At 50.6% G+C, this 25,770-nt stretch carries 26 protein-coding genes and 1 CRISPR repeat array; of the genes, 25 read left to right on the top strand and 1 reads right to left on the bottom strand.

All coding sequences use genetic code 11. The annotated features are described in order from the left end of the window. The coding region (locus SDD30_RS14165; protein ID WP_434075585.1) for a hypothetical protein at positions 1-394 on the bottom strand (394 nt) is incomplete at its 3' end. A gap of 217 nt (positions 395-611) precedes the next feature. Here SDD30_RS14165 and SDD30_RS14170 point away from each other — a divergent pair. The 25 genes from SDD30_RS14170 (at position 612) to SDD30_RS14290 (ending at position 25,769) form a co-directional block, all read left to right on the top strand. Then, complete coding sequence (locus SDD30_RS14170) at positions 612-917, top strand: hypothetical protein (RefSeq protein ID WP_434075586.1); 306 nt, start codon at positions 612-614, stop codon at positions 915-917. A 396-nt stretch (positions 918-1,313) separates the two neighbouring features. Then, positions 1,314-3,248, top strand: a complete 1,935-nt coding sequence (locus SDD30_RS14175) for a VirB4 family type IV secretion system protein (RefSeq protein WP_434075587.1) — start codon at positions 1,314-1,316, stop codon at positions 3,246-3,248. Continuing rightward, entirely contained in the window at positions 3,249-3,710 is a 462-nt protein-coding gene (locus SDD30_RS14180; protein ID WP_434075588.1) for a DNA N-6-adenine-methyltransferase, read from the top strand. 254 nt (positions 3,711-3,964) lie between these two features. Beyond that, the gene (locus tag SDD30_RS14185; RefSeq protein ID WP_434075589.1) at positions 3,965-4,696 is read left to right on the top strand and encodes a hypothetical protein; all 732 of its coding nucleotides are present in this window, start codon (positions 3,965-3,967) and stop codon (positions 4,694-4,696) included. A 24-nt stretch (positions 4,697-4,720) separates the two neighbouring features. Beyond that, complete coding sequence (locus tag SDD30_RS14190; protein WP_434075590.1) at positions 4,721-5,179, top strand: hypothetical protein; 459 nt, start codon at positions 4,721-4,723, stop codon at positions 5,177-5,179. Positions 5,180-5,292: 113 nt separating this feature from the next. Then, positions 5,293-6,606: a CRISPR direct-repeat array (repeat unit 31 nt; unit sequence GTTTGACGACTTCCTATGGTGGGATTGAAAC). 338 nt (positions 6,607-6,944) lie between these two features. Then, a complete protein-coding gene (locus SDD30_RS14195; RefSeq protein ID WP_434075591.1) occupies positions 6,945-7,511 on the top strand; it encodes a Holliday junction resolvase RecU in 567 nt (188 codons plus the stop codon). A 46-nt stretch (positions 7,512-7,557) separates the two neighbouring features. Further along, the gene (locus tag SDD30_RS14200; protein WP_434075592.1) at positions 7,558-9,108 is read left to right on the top strand and encodes a hypothetical protein; all 1,551 of its coding nucleotides are present in this window, start codon (positions 7,558-7,560) and stop codon (positions 9,106-9,108) included. A gap of 915 nt (positions 9,109-10,023) precedes the next feature. Beyond that, complete coding sequence (locus SDD30_RS14205) at positions 10,024-11,742, top strand: M23 family metallopeptidase (RefSeq protein WP_434075593.1); 1,719 nt, start codon at positions 10,024-10,026, stop codon at positions 11,740-11,742. A gap of 38 nt (positions 11,743-11,780) precedes the next feature. Continuing rightward, on the top strand, positions 11,781-12,236 hold the full coding sequence (locus SDD30_RS14210) for a hypothetical protein (protein ID WP_434075594.1): 456 nt from the start codon (positions 11,781-11,783) through the stop codon (positions 12,234-12,236). Then, positions 12,233-13,591, top strand: a complete 1,359-nt coding sequence (locus tag SDD30_RS14215; protein ID WP_434075595.1) for an ATP-binding protein — start codon at positions 12,233-12,235, stop codon at positions 13,589-13,591. Before SDD30_RS14210 ends, SDD30_RS14215 begins: the two co-directional genes overlap by 4 nt. Next, positions 13,584-14,426 carry a hypothetical protein gene (locus tag SDD30_RS14220; protein ID WP_434075596.1) on the top strand — a complete coding sequence of 281 codons (843 nt, stop codon included), beginning with the start codon at positions 13,584-13,586 and terminating at the stop codon, positions 14,424-14,426. Before SDD30_RS14215 ends, SDD30_RS14220 begins: the two co-directional genes overlap by 8 nt. A 28-nt stretch (positions 14,427-14,454) precedes the next feature. Then, a complete protein-coding gene (locus SDD30_RS14225) occupies positions 14,455-14,694 on the top strand; it encodes a hypothetical protein (protein WP_434075597.1) in 240 nt (79 codons plus the stop codon). A 248-nt stretch (positions 14,695-14,942) separates the two neighbouring features. After that, positions 14,943-15,785, top strand: coding sequence for a hypothetical protein (locus tag SDD30_RS14230; RefSeq protein ID WP_434075598.1), 843 nt, complete (start codon positions 14,943-14,945; stop codon positions 15,783-15,785). 174 nt (positions 15,786-15,959) lie between these two features. After that, complete coding sequence (locus tag SDD30_RS14235) at positions 15,960-16,082, top strand: hypothetical protein (protein ID WP_434075599.1); 123 nt, start codon at positions 15,960-15,962, stop codon at positions 16,080-16,082. Next, positions 16,069-17,064: an S-layer homology domain-containing protein gene (locus SDD30_RS14240; RefSeq protein WP_434075600.1), complete on the top strand. Its 996-nt coding sequence runs from the start codon at positions 16,069-16,071 to the stop codon at positions 17,062-17,064. Before SDD30_RS14235 ends, SDD30_RS14240 begins: the two co-directional genes overlap by 14 nt. Positions 17,065-17,085: 21 nt before the next feature. Then, positions 17,086-19,170 carry a hypothetical protein gene (locus SDD30_RS14245; protein WP_434075601.1) on the top strand — a complete coding sequence of 695 codons (2,085 nt, stop codon included), beginning with the start codon at positions 17,086-17,088 and terminating at the stop codon, positions 19,168-19,170. Continuing rightward, positions 19,167-19,694 (top strand): hypothetical protein, encoded by a 528-nt coding sequence (locus SDD30_RS14250; protein ID WP_434075602.1) that lies wholly within the window; start codon positions 19,167-19,169, stop codon positions 19,692-19,694. Before SDD30_RS14245 ends, SDD30_RS14250 begins: the two co-directional genes overlap by 4 nt. Positions 19,695-19,748: 54 nt before the next feature. Continuing rightward, entirely contained in the window at positions 19,749-20,096 is a 348-nt protein-coding gene (locus tag SDD30_RS14255; protein ID WP_434075603.1) for a hypothetical protein, read from the top strand. A gap of 88 nt (positions 20,097-20,184) precedes the next feature. Further along, positions 20,185-21,522, top strand: a complete 1,338-nt coding sequence (locus tag SDD30_RS14260) for an ATPase, T2SS/T4P/T4SS family (protein ID WP_434075604.1) — start codon at positions 20,185-20,187, stop codon at positions 21,520-21,522. Between the two features lie 38 nt (positions 21,523-21,560). After that, entirely contained in the window at positions 21,561-22,325 is a 765-nt protein-coding gene (locus SDD30_RS14265; protein WP_434075605.1) for a type II secretion system F family protein, read from the top strand. A 327-nt stretch (positions 22,326-22,652) separates the two neighbouring features. Beyond that, entirely contained in the window at positions 22,653-23,309 is a 657-nt protein-coding gene (locus SDD30_RS14270) for a type II secretion system F family protein (protein WP_434075606.1), read from the top strand. A 202-nt stretch (positions 23,310-23,511) separates the two neighbouring features. Next, the gene (locus SDD30_RS14275; RefSeq protein ID WP_434075607.1) at positions 23,512-23,721 is read left to right on the top strand and encodes a hypothetical protein; all 210 of its coding nucleotides are present in this window, start codon (positions 23,512-23,514) and stop codon (positions 23,719-23,721) included. Between the two features lie 15 nt (positions 23,722-23,736). Beyond that, positions 23,737-24,147: a hypothetical protein gene (locus tag SDD30_RS14280; RefSeq protein WP_434075608.1), complete on the top strand. Its 411-nt coding sequence runs from the start codon at positions 23,737-23,739 to the stop codon at positions 24,145-24,147. A gap of 57 nt (positions 24,148-24,204) precedes the next feature. Beyond that, positions 24,205-24,465: a DUF5683 domain-containing protein gene (locus SDD30_RS14285; protein ID WP_434075609.1), complete on the top strand. Its 261-nt coding sequence runs from the start codon at positions 24,205-24,207 to the stop codon at positions 24,463-24,465. 692 nt (positions 24,466-25,157) lie between these two features. Next, the gene (locus SDD30_RS14290) at positions 25,158-25,769 is read left to right on the top strand and encodes an SAF domain-containing protein (RefSeq protein ID WP_434075610.1); all 612 of its coding nucleotides are present in this window, start codon (positions 25,158-25,160) and stop codon (positions 25,767-25,769) included. The last annotated feature ends 1 nt before the right edge of the window (position 25,770 follow it).

The raw sequence follows: 25,770 nt of genomic DNA on the forward strand, positions 1-25,770 counted from the left end.
TTTTGCATAGCTTAATGATTCCCCTTTCATCCCACGGCACGAGGCCGTGGGTTTTCAGGGGGCTAATTTTTATAAAATTGATAGGACTTTGGCCGCACACGAGCTCCTGGTAAAGCCGCTGTATTTCAGCAGGCTTTTTTATTTCATGTGGGTTGTAGAAAATTTCGATGTTTTCCCGCTCGTAGGGCCCGTAAGAACAAACAACCCAGGGAACAACATTCTTGCCTGCTTTCAGGAAACCAGATTCTTCGAGATGTTGGGAAGGATGATATTTTTTGTGGGGGACAAATTTTCTAAGTTTCCTCCAGCCGTGTTTTTTGTGCCATTCCCAGATATAGTTGCCCAGCAAAGAAGTGGCTATGCCAGCCACATAAGAAGCGAGGTTATTGATCATGAAATCACCCTTCACGCTGAAAAAATATTTCAAAGCAATTGCGGCGGCTTTGTTCGGAGGGGCAGTTTTGTCGGCAGCAAACCGATATCTATCAGGGCTAATTGTAACACACTTTTTTCCTTTCCTGATAGGATTAGTAGTTGGTAAGATAATTTACGATAATCTGTTATGATGTTGTTAAAAATTATGTCAAAAATTAACAGAAGGGATGGTAATTTTGTCTAAGAAAGCAAAAAAAACTGAGATAAGAGAGCCGGAAACAAAAAAACAAGAGCCGGTAAAAGATGGGAAGGAATTGGCGGAAGGATGCCAGATGTTTTTCATTTTTGGCACCAAGAGGGAGTGCGCGCACTGCCTGTGGCTCAGGCTGCAGACCTGCCAAAGAGGACTTAGATATGTCCGCGTGGCGATGCCGGATAAATTGGCAGAAAAGATGCCGGAGGCTGTTTCAGCTGGCGATGGCGCTGCAGATATAGGAAGAGAAATAGTTGCCGGTTCTAATATAGTTGCTGCGGCTTCGTAAAGAAGGGGAGACAAAACGGTGCAAACTCAGGAATTTTCCTGGCTGGAAGGCTATCTCGGGCCGGACGGCCGCCGGCGCAAGATATGTCCGCTTTGCGGCCAGGAGACTGTAAACTGGCAAGGTGTCTGTCTAGCCTGCGGGTGGCGGGGCCGGCCGGTATGGATGCGGTCGCTGCGAAGGCACCACCGGCAGCGCGTAATAAGAAGGCGGTTTGGCATCCGGCGGTGGTCGTGGTGGCTGCCGCCGGGCAAAGACCCGCTGGTTAAAAAGCCCGGCAAGCTGGCCAAATGGAATATGTCCTGCAACTGCTGGTTATGCAAATGGAAAAAGAAATCCGGCAAAGAAAAGCCCAAATATGCTTTCAGGTTTGACGGGGAAGGGGAATCGTAAGAAATTATGTTTAAACGGAGCAAATCCAGTACGGCGCTGAAGCCGGAAGCCAAAAGCGTCGAATCCCGCAGTGTTAACTATAATACGGGAACTGACAAAAGAGTAAAAATTATAGGCCGGGAAGACGAACTTAATTTTTTTGCTAACATGGTATCCCCGACGGAATTGTTTACCCCGGACGGCATCAGGTTGTTTGAAAGGCACGTCCGGGTGAACGGCGTTTACCGGAGGAATTATATAATCAAAGCAATGCCGGAATACACCCAGGTCGGCTGGTTAGACGGCTTGTGGAACAGCGGCAACATAGACGTCTCGGTGCATTTTGTCCCGCCGCCCAGAAGGCGGGTTATAGACCAGCTGACCAAAAGACTCGTAGAGGCCAGTTCTCAGTACAAGCTGGAAGTCGTGAAAAGGGGGAACGTGTCTAACGAGCCTGACTTAAGGAGGGCTATAGAGGAAATCCAGGCATTACGCGATTTGCTTCATTCCGGCAATGACCGTATGCTTTACGCCTGTATGTTCGTAAGCGTGACGGCCAATAACGAAGAAGAGTTGAGGATACGCTGCCAGCAAGTAGAAGACGCCCTGGCGGCGGCCAACTGTAAAGCTGTCGTGTTAGAATTCTGGCAGGACGAGGCTTTTAAGCATATATTGCCTTTAGGGATAACGCCTTTAGGGGGGATAGAACGCTACCGGTACCACAATCTCCTGTCGGGTGGGGCTTCGACCTTGATGCCTTTGTTAACGGCTGATTTTAGCCATCAGGCAGGAGTATTTTGGGGCTATAACAGGCACACCCAGGCGCCGATTTTTTTTGATCCCTTCAGGAAAGACCTCTTCAACTCCCATATTTTCATCTTGGGGCAAAGCGGTTCCGGAAAGTCGGTGACGACCATGCTTTTAGCGTTACGGCAGGCCGTCCGGGGCATGACGGTTATTTTTTTGGACCCGGAAGGAGAGTATTACAGGCTTCTAGAGCGCTTCGGTGGGCTTTACGTCCGGCTGGATCCTTCAGCCGAAGCGGTCTTTAACCCTCTGGATATAGAGCCGGAATGGGACGAACAGGCGAAGACGGAGTACGTAGACGTTCCGGGAAAAGTGCGGGAGATAGCCGCGCTGCTTAGTTCCGTAGTCGAGCAGCGGGGCGAAAAGCTTAACATAGACGACGTGACCTATATTGAGGAGGCGATAAGGGAGGAATACGAAAGCAGGGGGATAACCAGGGACCCGGAAAGCCTGTACAACCCCGGCGGAAAAGAAACCGAAGAAGGGTTTGCTATAGGGAAAACCCGGAAAGAGATGCCCACCCTTTCAGATATCGCCAGGAGACTGGAAAGCAAAAAGGCGGACCACGTGGCGTTTTTGTTTAAGCCTTTCTTGAAAGGCGGCACGTTAGGATTTTTTGACGGGCTTACGAAAGTCGACCCGCAGGAAGCGAGGTTGATATGCTTTGATCTGAAGCCGACCGAAAAGGATGCCTTTTTACGGTATTACGCCACGCAGGTAATTTTTATGTGGATATGGGAACATTTAGTAAAAGGGCAGAGACAACGGTACAAGGCTCTGGTGGTGGACGAGGCCTGGACTTTCATGCGGCACCCTAATTCGGTGACCTTCCTGTTGAACGCCACTAAGCGTGGGAGAAAATACCGCACTTCCATGACGCTTACCACTCAATCTTTTAGGGATTTCAACACCGACGAAGGCAAGAACATCCTCGACCAGTGCGCGGCGGCCTTTTTGATGCGGGCCAAACCGGAAGAAGCGAGGCTTTTGGCCAATGCGTTAAACCTTTCGGAAGGCTGCGTTGATTTCGTCACAAGTAACGAGTGTGGGAAAGGCGACGGCATCCTTTACGTGCAGGGAGAGGTAGCGGCGGTGCACGTCAACCTTTCCAGGTGGGAAGCAGATATGCTGGGCGTGCCATTGGAGGAAGGATAGATGATCAATCCTGCGTTATATTCCAGCAAAATTTCCGAATGGGAGACTCCCGTGGAATTTTTCCGGAAGTTAGACAAAGAGTTCGATTTTACCCTGGACGTCTGCGCCCGGCCGGAAAATGCAAAATGTCTCAGGTTTTTCAGCTTGGAGCAGGACGGCTTGCGCCAGCGCTGGGCGCCGGAGGTGTGCTGGATGAATCCGCCATATGGCCGGGAAATTGGCCGCTGGGTAGAAAAGGCGTTTTTGGAGACGCAAAATGGCGCCGTTGTGGTATGCCTTCTTCCATCCCGCACGGATACCCGCTGGTGGCATCGATACGTCATGCGTGCAGCGGAGATAAGGTTTGTCAAAGGCAGGCTCAAATTTGGCAACTCAAGCAACGGTGCCCCGTTTCCATCATGCGTAGTAGTGTTTCGGCAAGGAATACTGGTACCAAGGATATCCTCCATTTTAAATCCCTAAAAGTTTAAAATTATTCAGAAAGGAGACCTGGAAATGTTGCGGATCAAAAATGCTTATAAAGCTTATCTAATGCTAGCCGTGCTGGCAGTATTTGCGGTTCTGGTGAATTACCTGCCGGCACCAGTGACTTTGCCTCGAAACTCTCAAGCTGAGATATTAAACCCTGACTGGCGGCCGGTGCCGGGCGAGAAGTTACTGCCTGCGGCCGGCCCAACCTGCCAGAGCGCGGGATTATTTTTTTGAGGTGAGACAGCATGTTTTCGCGAATACTCGCCGCGCCGATAGACGCCATAGTGCACGCCCTCCAGTATCTGTTTGGGCTGGATAAAGTGAGTACCTTGGTATATAACCTTGATCCGGCCAGCGGCGATGTTTTGACGGGCAATATCGGACCTTTTTACCCTTACGAATGGACGCTTATCGGCAGGTGGTACTTCGCGCTGGCGGGGTTTCTGGGCGCGTTTATTTTGCTTGCCATAGCGATCTCGGCGTATAAGATGGCCGTTCCCGGAAAAGATAACCCAGGCGAGCGAGCCGAGGCCAAGATGGGTATAGTTTATTCTGTCGGGGCCATCCTTGTAGTCATGGCCACGCCCCTATTCTTCCAGTTATTTGCCGCTATAAATAACAGCCTGGTAAATTTCTTTTATATGCTCGCCCACGGCGTGTTAAAAAACGAACTGGACCTGGTGGGGACTTTTGATGCATTGATTACTAACGATTGGAACCCCCTGGTGGCGGCGATAGTCAAATTTGCGGCCTGGGGGGCGGTGGTCGGCGTCAACATTTTGTACGTCATCCGCAAGATGATGCTGGTGGTGCTCTTGATCAGCACGCCGGTCCTCGCCGGGATGTGGGCCGCCAGCAGGTCAAAATACGTGATTGAAATGTGGGCCGGGGAAATATTAACCAACCTTTTCATGCAGACCGCCCACGCTATGGTTTGGACGCTGCTGCTGGTGTTTTTGAAAGTGTGGACTTCCTAAAAAGAAAAGAAAGGAAGAACAAAATTGCATGAAAGATTGTTTCAATTATCTTCAAAAGTGGCTGGCCGTTGGTATGGCTTTGCTGGTTGTAGCTTCTGGATTTGCGGTTGCCGGGGCCAGAATTTTGGCCCTAACAGCCGGAAGCACCGCATTACTAATTTTTTTAGCGATAGGGCTTTTAATGGCATTAACGGAATAATTATGTCAACTCTGCCCCATTTTAACCGGCAAAACTATTACCCGGGGGAGAAGGGCCGTTCAGGGGCCGAATGTGGGGCTTTGGGAGGCATTCTATGCGCGGGCGATAAACCCGTGGGTCTAAAAACATTTTTGCTTGACTTAATTAGTCATATGGGGTATAATCGAAGCGACAACAAAGAATTAGCCCCAGGGGGGGTAACAAAAAATCTTAACAAGTTGCCCCTCTGGATTAAGCATTGCCTGAAGCAAAATAAGGAAGGTGGTACGCGCATACCAGGATAAGGTTGTAGGGGGATGTCGTCGATCATCGGGGATTTTTGCATCATTGGGGGTCGACGACAAAAATAGCTACCAGAGCGACTAAAAATCCAGGAAAGACGCGGGTTTCAGGATGAGTTTGACGACTTCCTATGGTGGGATTGAAACGGAAGTAGACCGGGGACACAAATTCCCAGCCGCAATGGTTTGACGACTTCCTATGGTGGGATTGAAACGGAGGTAGGTATCCGTGTTGGCCCGGCCCTGCGGCAGGTTTGACGACTTCCTATGGTGGGATTGAAACACGCGGAAGGCGAGTACGAAAGCCAGGCCGGCAGGGGTTTGACGACTTCCTATGGTGGGATTGAAACACATCCATAAAGGTTTCGTATACCAAAAGGGCACTTTCGTTTGACGACTTCCTATGGTGGGATTGAAACAAACGCAGTAGCCATTGGCCGGATTGTGGAACCGGAGTTTGACGACTTCCTATGGTGGGATTGAAACCCTAACTGGCTGGCCTGGGGGATCAACGCCCGAGGCAGTTTGACGACTTCCTATGGTGGGATTGAAACAATATCCGCGCCGGTTCCCTGATCCGGGGTGTTGAAGTTTGACGACTTCCTATGGTGGGATTGAAACGCTGTATCTAACCCGCCGCCTTTTTCCATTTGCTGCATGTTTGACGACTTCCTATGGTGGGATTGAAACCCGAGCGGGGCATGACAGAGGAAGTATATAAAATGAGTTTGACGACTTCCTATGGTGGGATTGAAACTGGTGTATGACGACCTTACGGAAAATGATAAAAAGTGTTTGACGACTTCCTATGGTGGGATTGAAACAGGGCGAAGAATGTAGCATCGTCGAATACCCCTGGGTTTGACGACTTCCTATGGTGGGATTGAAACCGGAATACGCCGTGATAGTCCCTCCTTTCTTTCGTCAGTTTGACGACTTCCTATGGTGGGATTGAAACACCTGCCGCCAGAATACAGCGAAGGAGCGCTGCGGCGTTTGACGACTTCCTATGGTGGGATTGAAACCTGGCCTTTACCTGCGCTACCCAGGGTACACTGGTGGTTTGACGACTTCCTATGGTGGGATTGAAACTTATATTATCCCCTACCACCTCCCGGCTACCCCTGCAGTTTGGCAACTTCCTATGGTGGGATTGAAACCGAAGTTCGGCAGCAGGCCGCCTCAGGGGCATATACCGTTTGGCAACTTCCTATGGTGGGATTGAAACGCGCTGAACTTCGTAAACCCCCACCCCAGCCAGGATGTTTGGCAACTTCCTATGGTGGGATTGAAACTCGACACGGGTAGGACGGGGGCAGGCTGCGGCACCTGTTTGGCGACTTCCTATGGTGGGATTAAAATGCAGCAATGTAGGCGTAAAGCTCCCTGGTTGTGGGCCGTTTGGCGACTTCCTCTGGTGGGATTAAATAAACCCGCACGATTAACAAAATGACGCTTGACAAAATTGGTCGCAACGAGTATACTGGAGATAACAAACAAAGGCCAATGACCCAGGGGGGGTAACAAAAATCTTAACAGAAACCCTACCTGGGTTAAGTGCTGTCTTGGTGCTGGAGCGCGGGTCTAAAAAGCCCGTGTTTTTTTGTAAATAGCTAAAAGAAAGGGGGCGTGCGTAGAATGTTGTTCGGACTAAATTTGAACGAGATGCCCGAAGATCTGCAGTATGTCATGCAGCACGGGGGATACCAGGATATCGCCAACCAGGCGGGATGCGGTTTCGCATTTAGGCCGTTTGGGGGTTGGTGGGATGACGGCGAAAGCTGGTGGTAGTTGCGCCAACCGCGGTCGGGCCCTGGAAGAACTGATCGAGATGAGCAACGAATACTACCGCCGTGCGGGCGTGGCCGTCGTCCACCGCGTTCCGGCGGCATGGCTACCGATACGGGACGGCCGGGGCCGCATCGTGTCAGCCAAAATAGAGAAAAAGGCGGCCGTGGATTTCATCGGCCACGTCCTCATGCCGGGCGGGCGCGCTTTGCCCGTGGCGTTCGAAGCCAAAGAAGTGTCGAAGGGACGACGGTGGCCGCTGTCCAGGCTGGAAGATCACCAATACCAATACCTCGTCGATTGCGCCCGGACGGGGGCGGCGGCGTTTGTAATTATCGCGTTTTGGGAATACGACAGGTTCTTTATATTGCCTTTTGCCGCTTTGGAAGAGAAGGTACGCGCGTACCATTTTGGAAGGGCGGCTTCGGTAAAGATAACTGATGCAGCGCTAGAAGAAGTTTCTTTTCCTGATTACCTGCGGTCGATAATGGAAAATCCTGCAGATTTTCTTTTGGTTAGAGAGGCGCACGAGAAAAATTCGGCCTAAAAGGGGGATAGAAGTTCCGGGTTGAAAAACCCGGGGCTGAGGTTTTATGTCACGGTCGGTTTTAAAATCTTTGGCCCGGAATATATTAAAGTTATGCCTTTTGCTGGGTTTTATCCTGACGGCGCCGAATCTCGCAAAGGCGCTGGACAATGCTGCGGGGACAAATTTATTGAATCCCGACTGGCGGCCGGGACTGGTAGACGCGGGCCAACCGCCCGGTAATACTGACGATAGCAACTATCGGGTTGATTCAAGCCAACCTGCGGGTAATGTCGTTAATGACGCGAGCGGTAAAGCGCAGCAGGCTGCAGGCAATAAATATTTTGATCCTAACGCCGCTGGCAGTTTACAAAATGAAGCCCAGCAAATGAAGACCCAATTTCAAGGGAGCCAGCCGTCAGGGACAGGCAACGCTACAAATTCAAGTCTCGATTTTAACAATTTGATGAAAGATGCCCAGGGGAACCCCATCAGCGTAACCCCGGCAGGCAACAGCAATTTGCCGGACAGTTCAAGCAATGGGAACAGCTCCGGTGAAAGCGGCATCCATATCCAAATGCTGGACGCCTCAGTCGATATCCCCGCTTCTTCCCAGGCGAACGACAATAAAAAAGCCAAATTCAGCATGATTGCGACGCTGACCTGCATGTATTTATTTTTCCCCCTCGCTTCTTTCATCCGGAATATCATGATGGGCTTTTTGAATTTTCTGGGCGTGCCGGAAGAAAAGATAAGTAGTAAAGTAGGAGAAACCTTGTCCAGCTTATCCAATGTGACGGGCGCTGGGTTGAGAGGCGCGAGCAATTTTAAAAGCGGGACAAGCGGCGGTCCCCAGGCGCCCAAAGTGAACCCTGTCGGCGGAGGCGTGGTTGCGGCAGGCGGCATGCCCGGCGCATCTGACAGCGCAGGCCCGATAAAAGGCCCGGCTTCCGGAGGAGGCATATCCGCCGGCCCGGTATCCGGCGAGAATTCTGCAACAGGGTCATCTCAGATTCCTGGAGCCGGAGCGCAAGATGCAAGAGAAAAAAGCGACATATCGCCAGACATTGCGTCAGGAGCTAAAGTGCCCGGTATTGAAGAGCCGGGCAAACTTGCAGAAAAGTCGCCGGAAGAGAACCCTCTGCCTCCTGTCGCGACGCAAGAAATCGACGGCACCGGGCAAAAGCCCTGGGACGTGCCCGACCCTTCGAAGCTTACTCAAGACATGACCGCTGTCGACGATAAAAGCCACAAAATTTACAACGGCATATCGCAGCTGACGTCGATGGCCGACGGCTTTATGCCCGGCGCGGGAAAACTGGCGGCGACGGTAATGGCCAATGCGGCCACCGTGCCGCTTGCAGTAAAAGAAATAGGTAGCGGTATTAAACAGTTCAGGCAGGAAGGCGGCATGAGCTTCGGGGATGCGGTAAAAGCATATACGAAGACAAATGACGCCTTCGTGGGGACGGCGAAAATAGCCGGCGGTGTAGCCGGTTCCGCATTCGGCGTCGGGCCGCAGGCCCCGGTCGTCACCGGGATGGCGGGACGTGGTATGGTTGGGACTTATCGATACGGACGGAAAATAGGTAAAAGGTTGGGATTATGGGATGCCTAGTTAACCTTAAAGAATTTCCAGGAGTTGTTTGGCAACGAGGTAAATGAAAACTAACAGAACGCTAATTCGGATTAGCCAAACAATGCTTGTTAAGATAATAGAATTTTTAGCTATTAACTTCATAATTTCTAATAAGCCCCAGATGCCAGCAAGAATTAAATAATCGCGTATTGCTTGTTGTATAATAAATATAGCAAAATTATACAAAGTAGTTATTATAAGGTTTATAATAAAATCACCTGTTATCATTGTTAAAATCTCCTTTAAGAAAAAGAGGGATATAAAATTATGATTAATAATAGACCTTTTGTTAAAATATTATTTCAAGTGGCCGAATGTTTAACTGCCCTTTATTTTATGGTTATTCCTTTGTTTTTGTTTTACTGTACTTTAATATTACAGAAATATATATTAGACGCGGTTGTTGTTTTGATTATAAATTTTACCGCACTAATTTTGCGGTATTATCGCTCAACATATAAAAAAGCATTTCTATATGGCATAATAATGGGGTTAATTTTTAATGTATTTATAGTTATAGCCATATTTCATTTGCCTCTTAAATAAATAGAGATAGTGAAAGATAATTTTGCACATCAATTATACTATTAATTTGCAACAAAACTTGTTGAAATTTGTCGATATATAATCGTTTGCTGCGATTATTTTTTGGGGGGCGTTAGCGCCTGAAAAGGCAAGCATAGACGTGATATTTTATGGTTATCGGCGATAAAATACGCAATTTTTTAAGGTAAAAAGCAGAGAGCTGCAATTAATTAAAAACCTATGGTGAGATTGGAATGAGGATGCGGAAATATTTTCCTTCTCCGCCACTGTTACAATTAATTAATGGGCGTATCGCTGATACGCCTTTTTTGTTTGTTGGGATTTTAAGTTAGAAAGGGGAGCCTTGTTTTGCTGGAACGATTTTACCGGGCGGGGAAGTCGTGGGCCAAACGGAAACTGCTAAAAGCAATCCTTACCTTCCTTTTACCGTACTTACCAGTGCTCTTGCCGGTAATCGCCGCGTTTTTGGTAATCACCATGCTGGTGGCGGCGGTCTACGGTGCAATGGCCCCGCAGAAAGCGCTGGCCGGGTTAGACCCGAGCCCCCAGGATAAGGTTATGCAGGAGCAGTACCAGAAGTTATGCGACAAGTACAATATAGCCGATACCTGGGTGGTAAACGGGAAGATGGTCATGCCGGAAGACGGCGACGCCTACGAATCCTCGCCGCAGAAACCTTTTTACCCGGGCAAAGGCGCGGAAAATATTCATACCCTGGCCGACAGGTACGGGAACGACAAGAGAAACGTCTTGACCTGGGGTATGGTCCATTCGGCCGGTTTGTACTGGACTTTCATAAACGGCAAGGACGAGATACCCGATAAGGTGAAGGAGCAGGTAGCCAAAGACCTTCACCCTTATTTTTACTACAAGCTTTCGGCGGTCATAGTGTCGAGCATTGACGAAGACGGCAAAAGCCATACGGACATATCACCGGCGTATCTTCTGGTAGAAGCGTACACAATTCAGGGGCATTACCAGTATCATTACCAGTGGGTTTCGGAGACTCACGGCGAAGGTAAGAACGCCGTGACGATAACCTACGAGAAGTTGTCCGACACAAAACAAATTTTGCCTAACCCCTACCAGCGCCTGGACGACTATCTGAAGCAGCTGTATAATATTTCCGGGGACAGCATAACGGAGGATAGGATGGCTGTATGGGAAGCCAGCAGGGGGTTTAACAACCAAAAGGAATGGCTCAATTGGCTTCTGGGTGACCGGCCGATAGACGACTTCATATCCGGCGCTATGGTGCCGCCGGAGCTGATGGGTTATTTTCAAGAAGCGGAAACGAAATACGGGATACCCTGGTGGTTTTTGGCGGCGGTGGCTTTCAAGGAATCCTCCTTCGACCCGAAGGCGGAAAACCCCGACACGAAATGCTACGGCCTGATGCAGTTAAGCCCGTCGAACTGGAAAGAGAAAGCCCCCAAGCTCGGGTTCGATCCCGTCCAGGACAGGGACAACCCCCGGGCGCAAGTACTTGTAGGGGCTTTTATGCTGCACGAACTGGGTTTGGGAAGCAATGTAAACTGGAAGGGTAACTGGCAGGAGCAGGCGCTTCCGGTGCTGGCGTTTTACGGGGGCTACCGGGGGGCGAACGCCCTGCAGAGGTGCCTGGTTGATTACGCCCGGCCGATTTACGAATACGCGGCACAGTTTCAGTCTTTTACTTCCACGTGGCCCGTCCCTTCTTCCAGGCTGATAACCGACACTTACCACCCTGTAGCGACGGCTACGAGGAGGGCGCACCACGGTATAGACATCGCGGCTAATATAGGGGCGGAGGTGGTGTCCGTCTCGGCAGGCAAGGTGGTCTTCACGGGGTATGACTCGATTTACGGCAATTATATCGACGTGACGGACGGGATGCACCTTTACCGTTACGCCCATTTATTGCGGATACTTGTCAATCAAGGAGACAGCGTTACGCCGGGGCAGCTGATCGGCCTGGTGGGTTCTACTGGGAATTCTACCGGGCCGCATTTGCATTTTGAGGTGCATATTTTGCCTGGCGGGGGTACGATAGACCCGCTGCTGGTGCTGACGTCCGGGAGTCAATAAACTCAAATTAACAAATTTTAGAAAAGAAGGGGGCAGCGATGCCGTATTTAGCGGCGTTCATGTTGGCGGCTGCGGCCGGGGCGCATTATTTTCCCGGGCAGCCCTGGATAGGAGTGTTCTGGGGGGTGGTGAGTGAAGTTGTTTTTATGTTTTTCGTAGCTGAAGAGCGGGGGGTAAGCCTACCGTTGGTCGTGGCTTATTACGGGCTCACCCTGGTTTTGTTCCCCGAACACCGCTGGGTGTTTCTAGCGTCGCCCTTTTTGGCCACCGTTTATCTTATGGTTTTTGACATTTTTATGCTGCAGATAGCAGAGGAAGGCTTTTCTCTTCTAGGGTTAACCAAACCTTTGCCCTTCGCTGTATTGGTCGGCAATTATTTGTGGGTGTCTCCCGCATTCAGGAAATTTTTAGCGAAAACTAAACTGGTCACGGTAGTCTCCTCGTTAGTGTGCGTGGGATGCGCTATCTATTTGCTGGAGATGATCGCTCGATGAATGCCAACCAAAAACAAGATGAAACTTATCAATTTTGGGTTAAACTGGTTTTAGCGCTGGTGCCGTTCGCCTATTGGGGCTTTTATCTGAGTATGGAAGAAATATACAACCGCCCAAATATGCCGTTTTTTCTCGAACCCGCCAAATGGTATATAGTTGGCGGGTTGGCGTCGGTTTTCCTGAACGGGCCAACTACAGGCAGCGAATTGATCGCCGGCGCCGGGATAATGCTTTACCTGGGGGCTTATTTTTATTATCGCTGGATAATCCTTTTTTGCAAGGCCATCTATTCTTACCTGCCGCATTTGGCGGCAGCCCTGGCATCGCGCAACACGGGGTGGGAGGCGTTCCGGTTTGTTATCGCGATGATATTGAGCGGCGCGGCCGCCTTTTTGGCTGTGAAAATCGCGGCTCGTGCCGGCGGCTGGCATAAACGGCCCGCGGAAGCGGTTTTGGGCCGGCCGGCGTCAGAATACGCCGCTTCTCAAGAAGGCCAAAACGTCCAGGCGTCCAAAAAGGCCCCTGAGCCGGCCGCCCCGAATTACCAGATCCCCGGGGTGGATATATACATGAACCCCAGGCCGAACCCGGCTGCTTTAGATAAAGTTATAGGCCTAGAAAAAGCGAAGCAGATAGCTGTAAACGCCATCAAGATGGCGATGGACAGCAGGATTTACAAAGAGTACGGGCTGACGCCGCCGGGAGGGATGCTTCTCTACGGACCCCCGGGGACAGGCAAGACTTCCTTTGCCAGGGTGTGCGCCGAAGCTCTGGGGTGCGCTTTTTATGTAGTTAACGCCTCTTCTCTGACGGCTTCCCTGGTGGGGCAGAGCGAGCAGGCGGTGCGGAACTTGTTCGCGCACGCCAGGGCGCACCGGCCGGCGATAATCTTCTGGGACGAGATAGACGCGGTAGGGCAGAGAAGAGACGGCATGAATCTAAACCGCCCCAGCGATTTGATTTTGAACATACTTCTAGCGGAGATGGACGGTTTCAACGCGAAGGGAGAAAAGGGGGTCTTGGTGATAGGGGCGACTAACCGCATAGACGTCCTGGACGAAGCCCTTTTAAGGCCGGGCAGGTTTGACTTCAAAGTAGAGGTCGGCCTGCCGGGTTTTGAAGACAGGGTGAAGCTCCTGGAGTTCTTCCTGAAAGGCCGCAAGGTAGAAGGGATAACCCGGGAAGGGCTGAAAGAGATAGCCGAACATACGGAGGGATGGTCGCCGGCGGATTTAAAGGCTCTGGTGGACGAGGCTGCCTGGAGGGCGTTGGAGAGAAATGAACCGATCACCGTGGGCACGCTGAGGGTTGCCCTGCAGGAAGCTGCCGGGGAAGGCGGGAAAGGCAATGCTTGAGGCCAGAGAAAAACTTGTGTCGGTTTCGCCGAAAGATATTGAGCAACCAGTAGATCTGGGAAACAGATGTACTTTGCTAAATCATTTCGGGATGCAGCCATACTGGCACACAGAAGAAGAAGTAAGCGAATTTCTAAAGGACGCTTTCACCGATAAGAATACGTTGCCGTTATGTTTAAAAAGCCGCTGCGGGGAGTTTTACCAGAGGTTTTTGAGAGACGAAACCCCGTTTTTTGAACGCGATCCTATTTTTTTGGTCGAGTTTCAAGGGAAATTTTGGGTAGAAGAAGGCAAGCATAGGGTATGCCTGGCAAAGCGGATGGGAATTCAGCGTATACAGGCTTTCGTGCAAGATTTGGATAAAAATTATTACGCGCTGCTTCCCGGAATAGGGCAACCAGACATTTTCAGAAGCGAATATTTTTTTGTTGTGGAGAATACCCTGAAAGAAATAGGCGGTGACGTGTTGTTTTTGTGGGCGCCGGAAGTATCGCCTCTCAACTCTTTTGCCGACCCTTTCATGCGGCTGGATGTCATGAAGGACACGGGCGGGAAATGGGTACAAGTACTGCCTGGAGTAGAATATTCGGTTGCAGTTAGACGGGAAGAGCGAAGGCGTTGGTTTCGGGAAGCTGTAAGAAGCGTTTTTGTCAGCACAGAAGCAAAGGTAAAAGCAAATCACAAAAAAACCAGGATATGGTTGTTTCAAGCCCCAGCAGAAGAAACTTTAGGGATACAGTTCAAGTCCCCAGCGTATCTAACGCTTTATCGCTACGGCAGGTGGCGGAAATACCATGAGGATAGACTGGGGCGAAATTTTGAGAGGATTTTTTAAAAAAACGAGAGGGGGTTAAGGCGCGGCTGTGATCGCGCTGTTTATTATGTGGTTGGACGATTTAACGAGAGACGATACTTATGCTTTTTTGGTGATAGTGACCGATAACGAGGCTTTTGTCAGACCGATAATTGTAGGTGACGGCGGCATTTGCGAGGCTGTCAGAGAAGCATCTGAAAAATATCCCGGCTGCCGGCTGCGGCTGTTTACGAGAGACCACGACAGGAGATATTTTGAGCCTTATGTGCCGCCCAAAAGGATTTTTTAATTTAGACGGGGATTTTTCGACGCAAAGAAAGTTAAAAAGTAGAGAACAACTTTGCTCTGAAGCACTACATTGGCCCAAAAAAAGAACGGGAAAAACCCCGTTTTTCTTGTGGGCGAGAAAAGGCTGGATGACGTTTAAAGACTGCCCTTAAGGACAGCCTTTTCGCAACAAGTTTTAAATTAGGCTTAAAAAGCCACTAGTTTTTCTGGTATAAAACTAGGTGTATAAGAAAGGGGGAAGGTAGAAGCATGGATAATATTACCAAAGTTGCGAAAAACATTTTGTTCGGGATAAAAGATCCGGCCATATTAATAGGAACGTTATATGTTATTAGTTTTCTATTATTATGGCCTTTTTTGCAAAACTTTCATTTTGGCCCGCTAAATGAATATAAACTATTGCTTGTAAGTGTAATAGGAATAGTTTTGGTCCATTTGTTTTTGAATTGGGTTTATGTTTTAACTGTAGCGATCCCGATGACGATGGTCGTGATTTTATTTGTAGCAGGTGCGGCTATTTGGATTTTTGCTCCTACTTATACAGGGTTTATAGTAGGCGCTTTTTCTGTATGGGACTTTTTTATGGCCGGATTAAGTTCATTACCTTCTAACATAGTTTCTGGATTAGGCGAATCAGTTTCCAGGATAGGACAATTTATGATGATGTTGGCTGGTGGATTATGGTGGTTAGTGCAGAAAGCTAAAAGCATTGAGCAAAATGCTTTAGTTGTTTACCTTATCGGATTAGGAAGTTTTGGTTTCTTGTCAAGTTTAGTATCGACAGAAGCTTTGTTCGCCTTTCTTTTCTTTTGGATGATAGTCAACGCAAAAGTGCAAGGAAAAGAAGCGCCAAACATAGCCAATATATTTCGCATATTAAGCACTATCGCAGTGGTTTTTAAGGTTCCTTTTTTGCCTGTTCATTACCAGGGAATGGCTGCGGGCATATTGTGGCTATATAAAGCTGGATTAACAGGCACAATGCTTATGGGGATATGGAAACCAGAAAAATTGCTAGAATTTTTGCCGGAACAGTTCAAGCAATACGGGACAGTTTTGGTTAATACAGGAAAAAGAGCAATTAAAATTTAAATAGCTGCTGGCGCAAAAAAGTCATCAGCAGGATATAAGCTCAGGGCTGGTAACAAACCGGCCTTTTATTTTTTGAGGGGGTGGCCATCAAAGGTACGCGCATACCGTTGCCATAGTAGGGACAATTTGGTAAACTGTACTTGTCGCAAATCCAAGTAAGGGGGGTATGTTTTTTTGCAGGAAGTCCTCACGGAGGAAGAAGTGCAGGAAATTCTGGAAGAATTAAGGAAAATAGAGCAGCGGAACAAGGACGTAAATCAAAATGACAAGGAGGAATTTTTACATGAAGAAAATTAGCGTATTAGCCTTGCTTGCTATGATAATGACATTTGCCCTGGCTTTGCCGGCCCACGCTGAAATGGAGTACCGCTTCAGCGACAAAGACACCATCACGAAGGACTTTTCTTGGGGCCAGGACGACATCATCGAGGCCATCGACTTCGAGCTTTACGGTGGCTACCCTGACGGCACTTTAGGGCTAAACAACAACATGACCCGGGCGGAGTTTGCGGCGGTATTGAGCCGAATCGTGGACGCTGGCGGCACTCCGGGACTGAACTGGTACGACGGGGCGGTAGACGGTTTAGTTAAAGCTGGAGTTATCCCCGACAGGTCCGGGGACTGGGACGCGCCCATCACCAGGCTGGAAGCCGCTAAGTGGCTAGGCAGGCTGGCCAAAGTCTACCAGGTGGCGGTCAAGGACCAGGGGGCGACCTTTACAGACACTTCCGACCCGGACGCCATTTACGCCAACCAGACGGGATTAATGAAGGGCGTCAGCCCGGGCGTCCTGGGGGCCGGCCAGAACCTGCTGCGGGGCGAGGCGGCGGTCCTGCTGCTCCGGGTGGCTCGAAGTGTAGATAATAATTTGCCTTCTGACGACGAACTGATCCAGGCCCAAAAGGAAGCCATTGAGGACGTAAATGCCGACGCTATGGATTTCGAAGCCCGGCGTAACGTGGATTTGAGTTTCTATGATAAGCTCCCTTACAAGCGGGTGACCAGGAATTACTTTGAAGGTGCTCGGAAGGCTTTATATGCCGACCGAAATGATGGGAGAAAAAGTTACCAGGTAGAGGTTAAAGAAGCAAAAGTGGCGGAAAAACATAACTCTATAGCTATTGTCGTAAATAGGTTATGGAACAAAGAAAAAGGTTATGATATTGGAGTTGGGATATCTCGATTTAAAAAAGTTGATGGTCGTTGGATGATGACTCAAGGCGGAATCCCTGAAAATAGGGATTTAAAATACCTGCAACAAGTAGGCATAATAAAATAACTTCAGAGGAGTGAATTTTCCATGCTACGCAAAGCCTTTTTCAGGGCTTTTTTCTTTTTGCTGCTCATTATGGCATTAGCCAATCCGGCTTTTGCTTTTTATGAAGATGGACAAGATAAACGAGCTCCGAACGACTCCCAGGCCCCCCTTTCCAACGGCATGACCTGGTTTGTCCGCCGCGTCCCGGTGCTTTTCTACGACCCATCCCCTAACGGGACGGAGTATAACACCGAGACTAACGCCTTTAGCCTGAAGAACCCCGACCTGGTTTGGGGCGAACTCTGGACCAAGCCGGAATGGGCGCAGGAGAGTAGCCGGTTCGGGCTAAATGAGTTATATATACCCATCAATCCAGCCATGACCCCGGCGCCGGCGACTACCACAGGGGAAGTGGCGGTGCCTTTGGACGATAAAACCGTCCAGACGGCGAACTGGATAGACCCGAAAGTGGTCGCCCACTCCCAGGGGAAAGATTGGGGCGCCGATATGTCCGACGGGGTTTATTTGAACATGCCTCTGCCTTCCCGGGAAGCCTTTCTGAATCAGGCCGCAGGGATGAATGACGCCCAGGCGGCCAAGTACCAGTCCATATTCGGGCGGCAGATACCGTCGGCTGATAGTAGCGTAAGCTATTACCGTGCTTTAGACGCCTTCGCCCACGGCTCCACCTATTACTACCACCTCTTTTTGAACGAAGGCCCGCAAGAAAATAACTATGCCGTAGCGGCCGACGCGATGCCGCGGTATGACGAGAGGACGCCTACCGGCATCGGCTTCTACCGCGGCAAAGATTGGGCCAGCAATTTACAGAGCGACCCCGGCTCAGTACCGGGCTTTATTGGGGCCATCACGCCCTGGTGCAACCTGAAGCTAACCGGGCCGAATGAAGTGACAGGGGTCCCTGGAGAAGAGAAGGAAGTCGAGTTTACGGCGGTGAGCGAAGTCGGTTCCGACGTGACGACGGACGTCGGCACTAAAAGGGACGGCCAGGGGCAGTTCGACCTGGCGGTGAAGGATTTAACCCTCCCCGCCTGGGGGAAAGTGCCGGTTAAGTTGAAATTCAAAGTTGAGAACCAGCCCTATACCGTCCGGGTGATGATAGATCCCAATGAGAGCATTATAGAAACTGGGTACGACGATAACTATATTGACGTTACCGTTAAACCCATAGCCCCGGATATGTACGTTAAGACCCTGGACCCCGGCGCTTCGGCCGTAACCCCCGGCAGTTCCTACAGTGGAACGGTAATTTTTGGGCTGGCCAATGATTACGCGCAGCCTGTCCAGGGAGCTTTGAGCCTGACCAATAACGGCCAGCCGGTAGCCGGGGTGGACGGCCAGGTGGTGGAGTTCAAACCCGGGGAAGAAAAGAGCTATAATTTTACCTTTGCCGGCGCGGACGGGGGCAACACTTTAGTCGCGAAGATTCACCCGGTTAACCCGCCGGACGACCGCGACTGGTCGAACAACTCCAAGGAAGTGTACGTACCACCGGTAATACCGCAACCTTCAGGGGGGAGCGGTAATTTAACGCTGCAGGCTTACAGCCAGGCCGGGCAGGATATATACGGGAATGAAGTGCCTTCAATGGCGCGAGAGCCGGGGACAGCGAAGTGGACGGACACGGTGAAGGCGACGCTTACTATCCCCCAGCCGGACCTGAACCAGATACTGCCGGAGTCGATACTGAAATACAATCCCCGGATAACGTCTTGGCAGGTCCTGGGCGCGACCATCACCTACCCGAAGCGAGCCGACGACTTCACTTTCGGGCATTTCGTGCCCCCGGACGGCACGGTGACCGTAAACATGGATTATCCTGGGGATGAGATGACGCCCGACGTGTCGAGCGTAGAAGCTAGAGCGAGCTTCCGAGAAGATTGGAGTACGGCAGGGGCGCCGATATACGACATGGAAACCAAAGAAATGGTCCCCGGCCCGACGGAATATCCCATTGCGGTAAAATATCAGATCAAAGTGAAATACGAATACTGCGTGCCGGACCCAGACAGCGGCAAGTGCGATCTGGTCCAAGCTGAAACAGCCGTTAACGGCAGCGCGGCCGATAACCTTTTGGTCAACGGCACGGGGGTAAATAGTTTATGATGCGGTGCATGAGGTGTTTAGCCAGGAAGGAAGATGGTTTTATTACCATCTTCCTCCTGGTAATAACTTTGATAGTGATGCTGTCGTTAATAACGATGGTGGTGGGGGTGGCTTTAGGGGCCTACAAGCTGGCCTGGGCTACGTATATGTGGTTCGGGGAAGCGGCAAATTTTAGTGCGGCTAATGCAAATATGATGGGAACAATGGATAATGCGCCTGTAAGGTTTCAGGAAGCGGAAACAAAATTCATATTAGCCTTCACCCAGATGACCAACACCACTTTTACCGGAAACCAGTTCGCGCCCGGCCCCGGGAGCCCTTACCCCGGGCCGATAACGCTGGACAGCTTCACGGCGGTAAACCCGGGCGACCCCATCCCCTACGGCACGGCCAGGCAGCCGGGATTTATGGCCGCAATCACCGTGCCGGTGTGGGGAAAGAGCCTGCCGTTTATTGGGCCTCAATACGTTACAGTGCCTATGCGATATTTCGCGCCGGTTAAGAGTACGCAGTTGATGCGTTGATTTTTTGTTTTTAATGATAAAAATTTTTAATGATAAAAAAAGGGGGTGAACATTGTGAATGGGAAAGTATCTTTAGTGAGGATGCTGGCTATGTCTTTTTGGAGAGAACGCGACGAAAAGGAGCGCGTAATCGTGCTGAGTGACGATAGAGAGTTGAGTCTCCCTAGGGAGTATCCAGCGACGACGGAGGAATTGGAGACCCGAGGACTGTCACCAATGAAAAAAAACAATAAGAGTGCAGATGAAATTAAAACTAATAACGAAAAACGAAGTTCTATGGGTTTCAATTTTTTTAACCTCCTATATTATGGAAGAGGAAGTTTGGCAATAGAAATTTTAGGTGAGCTTTTTTTGTTAATGCTAATATTGGTAGCATATTTCACTGGAAATTTTTTTCGATGATTAAATTATATTGCTAGCTTGCAGCAAAACCTGTCGAAAATTGTCAATAGTTTACCGCTCAATGCGGTTTTTTCTTTTTTTTGGGGGGGTGGTTAAGATTGCATTAGAATTCCAAACTCACAACTGGTTGGTCGAGGTCGAGCGCCAGCGCATGAAGATCATCGACGAGCTGGCGGCCCAGATATCACGGGAGCACCCCGAGATATTTTCCGACCAGTTAGTAGGCGAAAGTTATACTGCGGCAGAGACGGTCGTAAAGAATTACGTCCTGACCCGCAAAGACCTGGCTCCCAGCGAAGTTGAAGGGGTAGTAAAAGCGATCATGGGCCAGGCCACGAGCTACGGGCCCTTGCAAGAATTTTTTGTGGGCAGAGAAGCCGAAGAGATAACGGAGGTGATGGTAAACCCGTCAAAAGACGGCCCCAGGGTGTTCTACGGCAAGCACGGCAAACTGCATGATGCGGGGAGGGGATATTTTAAGGACAACGAAGAGGTGACCCGTTACTGCCAAAAGATATGTGAGGACGTCGGCAGGCCATTCACTGAAGACGCGCCCATAGTGGACGCCTGGCTGAAGGACGGCAGCCGGGTGGCGGTGATGGGCTTTAAGGTAAGCCCGTTGGGGACGGCGTTGACTATCCGCAAGTCGCCTTTACTGCGGCCGCCGATGCCGCTGGAAAAATTAGTGGAGTATGAAATGCTGCCTTCGCTGGCGGCTTCCATGATGGTGGACCTTTTGGTGAAGGGGCACGCCAACATAGGCATCTTCGGGAGGACGGACAGCGGCAAGACCACGTTTGCCCGTTCTCTTGCCCAGCATATCAACCCGCGGGAAAGGATATTTATCGCCGAGACGAGTCTTGAGATGTACTTGCCGAACCTGCCTAACTGCATAAATCTGGTTGAACTGGTTTATGGCGACAGGACGATAGTAGACATGACCCAGCTGTGCAAGACCATGAACAGGAACAACCCCGACCGGAGCATAGTGGGCGAGATCAGGAGCAAGGAAATAATAGCGGCGTCCCAGATAGCTTCTTCCACGTCCGGGGGGTTCTGGACTACCGGGCACGCCGGCGATGTCAATGATTTACGGACGCGGTTATTTGGTATGTTTTTAGATGGCGGCGTCCAGCTCCCGGTTGAATTTCTCGACGAGATCATCAGGTCGATGTTCTATTTTCTTGTTTTCCTGGACAAGAGTTTCGACGGCAGGAGGACCTTGATGGCCCTGGTGGAGGTGACAAACGAAGGGTACAGGACGATCATCAGGTACGACACGGAAGCTTTTGCGGCTTCGCGCGGCAAAGAGCGGCGCTGGATTTATGAGAACCCCGTCACGCCGGAAAGGCTGGGAAAACTGGCGTTCAGCGGCGCGGAACTGAAGCCGGAATATGAAAAGGTGTCCGAAAAGTACCTGGGATAAAAAGGGGGGGTGGCAGTTTGCTGGCTGCAGGGTTATTTTTGAGCTTGGCTGTGTTGTTTTACGGTTTGACCGTGGGCGAGTTTCCCGAAGTGGAGAGGACGAAGGATTTCTTTAAAGTCTATGGGAGCGCAGCCGTCGGGGCGGCAGTTATGTTCTTTGCGGGCAGCGTCTTGTGCGGGACAGCCCTGGGCGGGATTGTCTGGGCCGTGCCGGGGTGGCTTTTGCCCGGATGGTTGATGAAGCTGGCGGAAAACCGCCGGAAAGAAAGGCTGCGGCAGGTGGCCAAAGATATGATCGTCGCGGCCGGGGGCATGTTTGCCGCCAATTTGATGACGGGAGAGGTGATTAAAACTCTGTCCGAGCGCATCCCTGAGCCGTTGGGAAAAGAGCTTCAAGAAATCAGGGGTAAGCGGGAACTTAACGCCTACAATACTTACCCGCAGCTGCTCAACGGCCTGGCGGACAAATACGGTTTGATAGAAATAAAAGCGATGGCGGCCGTCCTTGCGGCGGCAGAACGCGCCGGCGGCCCGGCTGCCGCCGCAAAAGGGTTAAAACAACTGGGAGTTGCTTTGCGGTTGAAAGACAGGTTGGTCCGAGAGCGTAAAGTCGCCACCTACGAATCCAGGCTGGCGGCAGTAGTCGTGATTATAATCTTAGTCGTAGGGTTGCTGTTTGACGCGACGGCCTGGCGGGAAGCTTATGCCGGGTCCGGGAAACTGGTGCTTGCCGCCGTTTCGGCCCTGATAGTAGGGATGGGGTTATTCGTCGCCAAAACGTCGGAATCGCGGGATTTAGATTAGCAAAGATAGCAAAGAAAGATAGCAAAGAATCGGAATCAACTACCCCCTACTGAAGTAGGGGGCATGCGGCGAGGAACTGCATAAGCCGATGTGGAAACCGGACAAGGCGGCGCTCCCCTCCTGACTGAAGTCAGAAGAACCCGCGCCGCAATATTTTTCTTGGAAAGGGGTGGTACTACGTTAGCTCTGGGTTTGTTTGCGTCGTTGTTGTGCCTGATGCTTTTTTTATTTGTGCCCGGCAAAGAAGCGGTAACTCCTGCTGAAATAGCAGCCGGGAGTATAAAAAGGCATATACAGGGCGGGCTGGCTGAAGGTCGCCGGGGGCAGATGCTTGAAGCCATAGGCCGCGGCGCCGCGGATGTGGTCAAAACCGGCATCTTAAGCGGTGCCGGGTTGGGTGTCCTGGGCTTCTTTCTCTGTTACGGTTTTATAGGCGCCTGGGCGGCATTGCCGGCCCTGGTCCTGTTTGCCGTCGGGGTATTTTTGACAGGGTTGCTGGTAGAGAAAGAATTTAAAAAGTGGCAGGAAAAAACACTTGAAGGCATCCCCAGTTTATTAAATTTTATCCCGGCATTCCGGGAAGTTGAAGGGGTGACGCCGCGGGAAGCCCTGGCCTTAAGTCTGCCTTTTACACCCAGGCCGCTCCGCGACGAGCTGAAAAAAGCTTTGGACAGGATCGCCAGGACTGGCGACGTGACGGGGGCTTTCGACGAGCTGGCGGGGAAAGTCAAGCATCCCTTGATGGACGCGATATGTTTCCGGCTCGCCACCAGCTGGACGACCGCGGCAAAAGGCGATATTTTTGCGGACCTCAGCGACCAGCTGGCAGGGTTAAAAGAGGAGATGGCCGCCCGTGCTACTGCGGGAAAGACGGCTATTTTCGCTCTGGTATGCGTCCTGGGTTTAGTCGGCGCGGCTTTAGAATTTGGATATCCTGGCGTGAAGCTTTTGCTGTTAAGGCTGTCCGGGGTTTTCGGGGGATAGTCGTTTTTATTAATTTAATGGGGGGGTGAGGCAATCATAGGCAGGGCAATCGGCGCGTTTTTGGCTATACTGTTACTTCTGGTGATTCTTATCATGCTGTTCTGGATAGTGCATTCAATCAAGCTGTGGTTTATTTAGGATACCTAAAATTATGTTTTATCTTTATTTTATCTTTATTTTATTTTTAAGGGGGAATTAACAAATGTTTGTTGCAAAAGTTAAAAAAGCTGTTCGGTTGGGTTTAAAAATAGCCTGGGACGAACGCGGCAGTTTAGACCAACTGGCATGGACCGCTGGCGCGGCGGTCGTCGTCGTGGCGATCATACTTATATTGAAATCCGTTGCGCCGGATACCGTCTCTAATCTCTGGAGCGCGGCTACTAACTGGATTAAGACAAGCTTTGGTTTTTAGCGAGGCGAAGGATGTATGCTGGAAAAAGTGATAGCCCTGATAGGCGGGCTCTTTTTTTTGCTGGGGTTCGCGCTGAGCGCGGGATTATTTATAGCCATGATCGGGCAGTGGTATATGCTGCAGAGCGAGGCCCAGTTTTTGGCCGCCAGCCAGGGGCGCTACGGAGGCTATACGGTCGAGGCGGACACGCAGCTGAAGCAGTTTGTACAGGAGCATAACCTAAACAGGTCCGAATTGAAGGTGAGCGTGTCCGCTCCCAACGCCCCCAAACCCTGGGGGCAAGCGGTGACCGCGGAGGTGTCGTATCCCTTTGACTTCAGGGTAGGCAGCTTTATCAAACCTTTTACCGTAACCCTGACCGGCAAAGGGGAAGCGGTGAGCATGTATATTCCAGGCACTTTGAATGTGGTTTACACGTCGCCTTAGTGCAGATGTTTTTAAAAAAACATTTTAAAAATAAATGAAAGGGGCAAAAAATAAATAATGAAGAATCCGGGCGTAGCAGCCGTATTGAGTTTCTTTATTCCAGGCTTGGGCCAGATTTACAACGGGGAACTCAAAAAGGGGTTTTTGCTTTTGGCTGCAGCAGCGGTAAGTGTGTTATTAACGGCAGTGGCCATAGGTTTTTTGACGGATATAATTATTTGGGTATATGCTATCTATGACGCTTACAAGACGGCGGATAATTATAACAAGAGGCTGGCCGGTCAAAAACCCGAAGAGAACAGGCAAATATCCGGTTAAGGCTTATGGGCGTCAAAGGTCGCGATTTGTTTTCATGGCTTTTCTGGGCCTTAACTATGATGAGCCTGGTGTGCCTGCTTGGCGGGCGCATCAGGCCAGGTTATATTTTATTTGTCGGCCAGCTAATCTTAGCTGCAGTGTTGTTTCGCTGGCGGTGTTTGACCAGGAAGACGGCGTCTAGGACGAGTCGCAATTTGGGGCTTAAGACTGTAGGTTTAGTCCCGTTGCGAAAGGGGTGGGTCAAGTTTTTAATCGGCTTGAGCGGGCACCGCCTTGAAGGGACGTGGATAAATGCCTATGAGGTACATCTGCTCCCCGGCAGGAAGAAAACTTCTTTGACCCCTTTTTTGGAAGAAATGGCTTTAGACCTGGAGCTGTTGAGGGAAAAGATGCCGGGATGCCTTTTCCTGTGGGAGACTTCCGCACCGCTGCCTGCCTCTATCCGGAAGTACGTCCGGGAGCAGGCAGATAGAGGGATGGCTTTTTGGGAAAAAGGCAGGTGGTTCCCGGGGCCTCCGGGGGCTGGAAAGGATATTAACAAAAGCAAATGCCGCTATGGGTGTGTTGTTGTAGCATAAGTCTTTAGTAAGGCCGAAGAAACTTTAAGAAGGAGGCTTAACGTGGCGCTCCTCCCCTGGAGGTATCCGCGTCGCAATTTGATCATGAGCAGGAAAGTAGGCATAATCGTATCTTTGGTTTTAGCACTGGTATTTACCGTCGTCATTCTTGCCGCCGGGAACGGCAAATACCGCCAGGCGACAAAGACGGTGGAAGTGGTCAAGGCGGCCAAGTTTATCCCGGCGGGAGAAAGGATAACGGCCGACAGCATTACGACCATCAAGGTGCCGGAATCTGTTGCGACAGGTTTGGCGGCCAGCCTTAAAGACGTCGAAGGCAAAGAGGCGAAAGTGTCGCTTCTCAAAGGCCAGTACGTATGGAAAGACGCTGTAGGCGAGTTGGGCGCAAAGCCCGGGATGGTGGAAATCCTGCTCCCGGTCGACCTGCCATCTTCAGGGGCGGTATGGCCAGGAGAGAAGGTCAATATCCATATTGCGGTCAAAAATAATAATCAGAGTGGCAATAACGCTCAGTCGCCCAAGGTTTGTGAGAACGTCTTGGTGACGAAGGTCCTGGGGCAAGACGGTATAGAAATCGAGCCCGGGAAGGCGAGCGGCTTGAACCCCGCGGCGAACAAGGTGCCCGTGGCGATAGGGGTGGAAGTGTCCAAAGACGTGGAGGATATGCTGGTGCAGGCGGCGGCTAACAAGAATGTGTATCTGGTGAAGGTGCCCGGGAGTGCGTAAA

This window comes from Moorella naiadis (nom. illeg.) (assembly GCF_051020825.1).
GTDB lineage: Bacteria > Bacillota > DSM-521 > Neomoorellales > Neomoorellaceae > Neomoorella > Neomoorella naiadis.

What these genes read in the sequence shown, in the direction of transcription:
- SDD30_RS14245 (WP_434075601.1), top strand. Translation starts at nt 17,086, where the DNA reads ATGCTACGCAAAGCCTTTTTCAGGGCTTTTTTCTTTTTGCTGCTCATT.
- SDD30_RS14200 (WP_434075592.1), top strand. Translation starts at nt 7,558, where the DNA reads ATGTCACGGTCGGTTTTAAAATCTTTGGCCCGGAATATATTAAAGTTA.
- SDD30_RS14220 (WP_434075596.1), top strand. Translation starts at nt 13,584, where the DNA reads ATGCTTGAGGCCAGAGAAAAACTTGTGTCGGTTTCGCCGAAAGATATT.
- SDD30_RS14275 (WP_434075607.1), top strand. Translation starts at nt 23,512, where the DNA reads ATGTTTGTTGCAAAAGTTAAAAAAGCTGTTCGGTTGGGTTTAAAAATA.
- SDD30_RS14285 (WP_434075609.1), top strand. Translation starts at nt 24,205, where the DNA reads ATGAAGAATCCGGGCGTAGCAGCCGTATTGAGTTTCTTTATTCCAGGC.
- SDD30_RS14180 (WP_434075588.1), top strand. Translation starts at nt 3,249, where the DNA reads ATGATCAATCCTGCGTTATATTCCAGCAAAATTTCCGAATGGGAGACT.
- SDD30_RS14270 (WP_434075606.1), top strand. Translation starts at nt 22,653, where the DNA reads ATGCTTGAAGCCATAGGCCGCGGCGCCGCGGATGTGGTCAAAACCGGC.
- SDD30_RS14195 (WP_434075591.1), top strand. Translation starts at nt 6,945, where the DNA reads ATGACGGCGAAAGCTGGTGGTAGTTGCGCCAACCGCGGTCGGGCCCTG.
- SDD30_RS14250 (WP_434075602.1), top strand. Translation starts at nt 19,167, where the DNA reads ATGATGCGGTGCATGAGGTGTTTAGCCAGGAAGGAAGATGGTTTTATT.
- SDD30_RS14215 (WP_434075595.1), top strand. Translation starts at nt 12,233, where the DNA reads ATGAATGCCAACCAAAAACAAGATGAAACTTATCAATTTTGGGTTAAA.
- SDD30_RS14175 (WP_434075587.1), top strand. Translation starts at nt 1,314, where the DNA reads ATGTTTAAACGGAGCAAATCCAGTACGGCGCTGAAGCCGGAAGCCAAA.
- SDD30_RS14280 (WP_434075608.1), top strand. Translation starts at nt 23,737, where the DNA reads ATGCTGGAAAAAGTGATAGCCCTGATAGGCGGGCTCTTTTTTTTGCTG.
- SDD30_RS14240 (WP_434075600.1), top strand. Translation starts at nt 16,069, where the DNA reads ATGAAGAAAATTAGCGTATTAGCCTTGCTTGCTATGATAATGACATTT.
- SDD30_RS14185 (WP_434075589.1), top strand. Translation starts at nt 3,965, where the DNA reads ATGTTTTCGCGAATACTCGCCGCGCCGATAGACGCCATAGTGCACGCC.
- SDD30_RS14230 (WP_434075598.1), top strand. Translation starts at nt 14,943, where the DNA reads ATGGATAATATTACCAAAGTTGCGAAAAACATTTTGTTCGGGATAAAA.
- SDD30_RS14210 (WP_434075594.1), top strand. Translation starts at nt 11,781, where the DNA reads ATGCCGTATTTAGCGGCGTTCATGTTGGCGGCTGCGGCCGGGGCGCAT.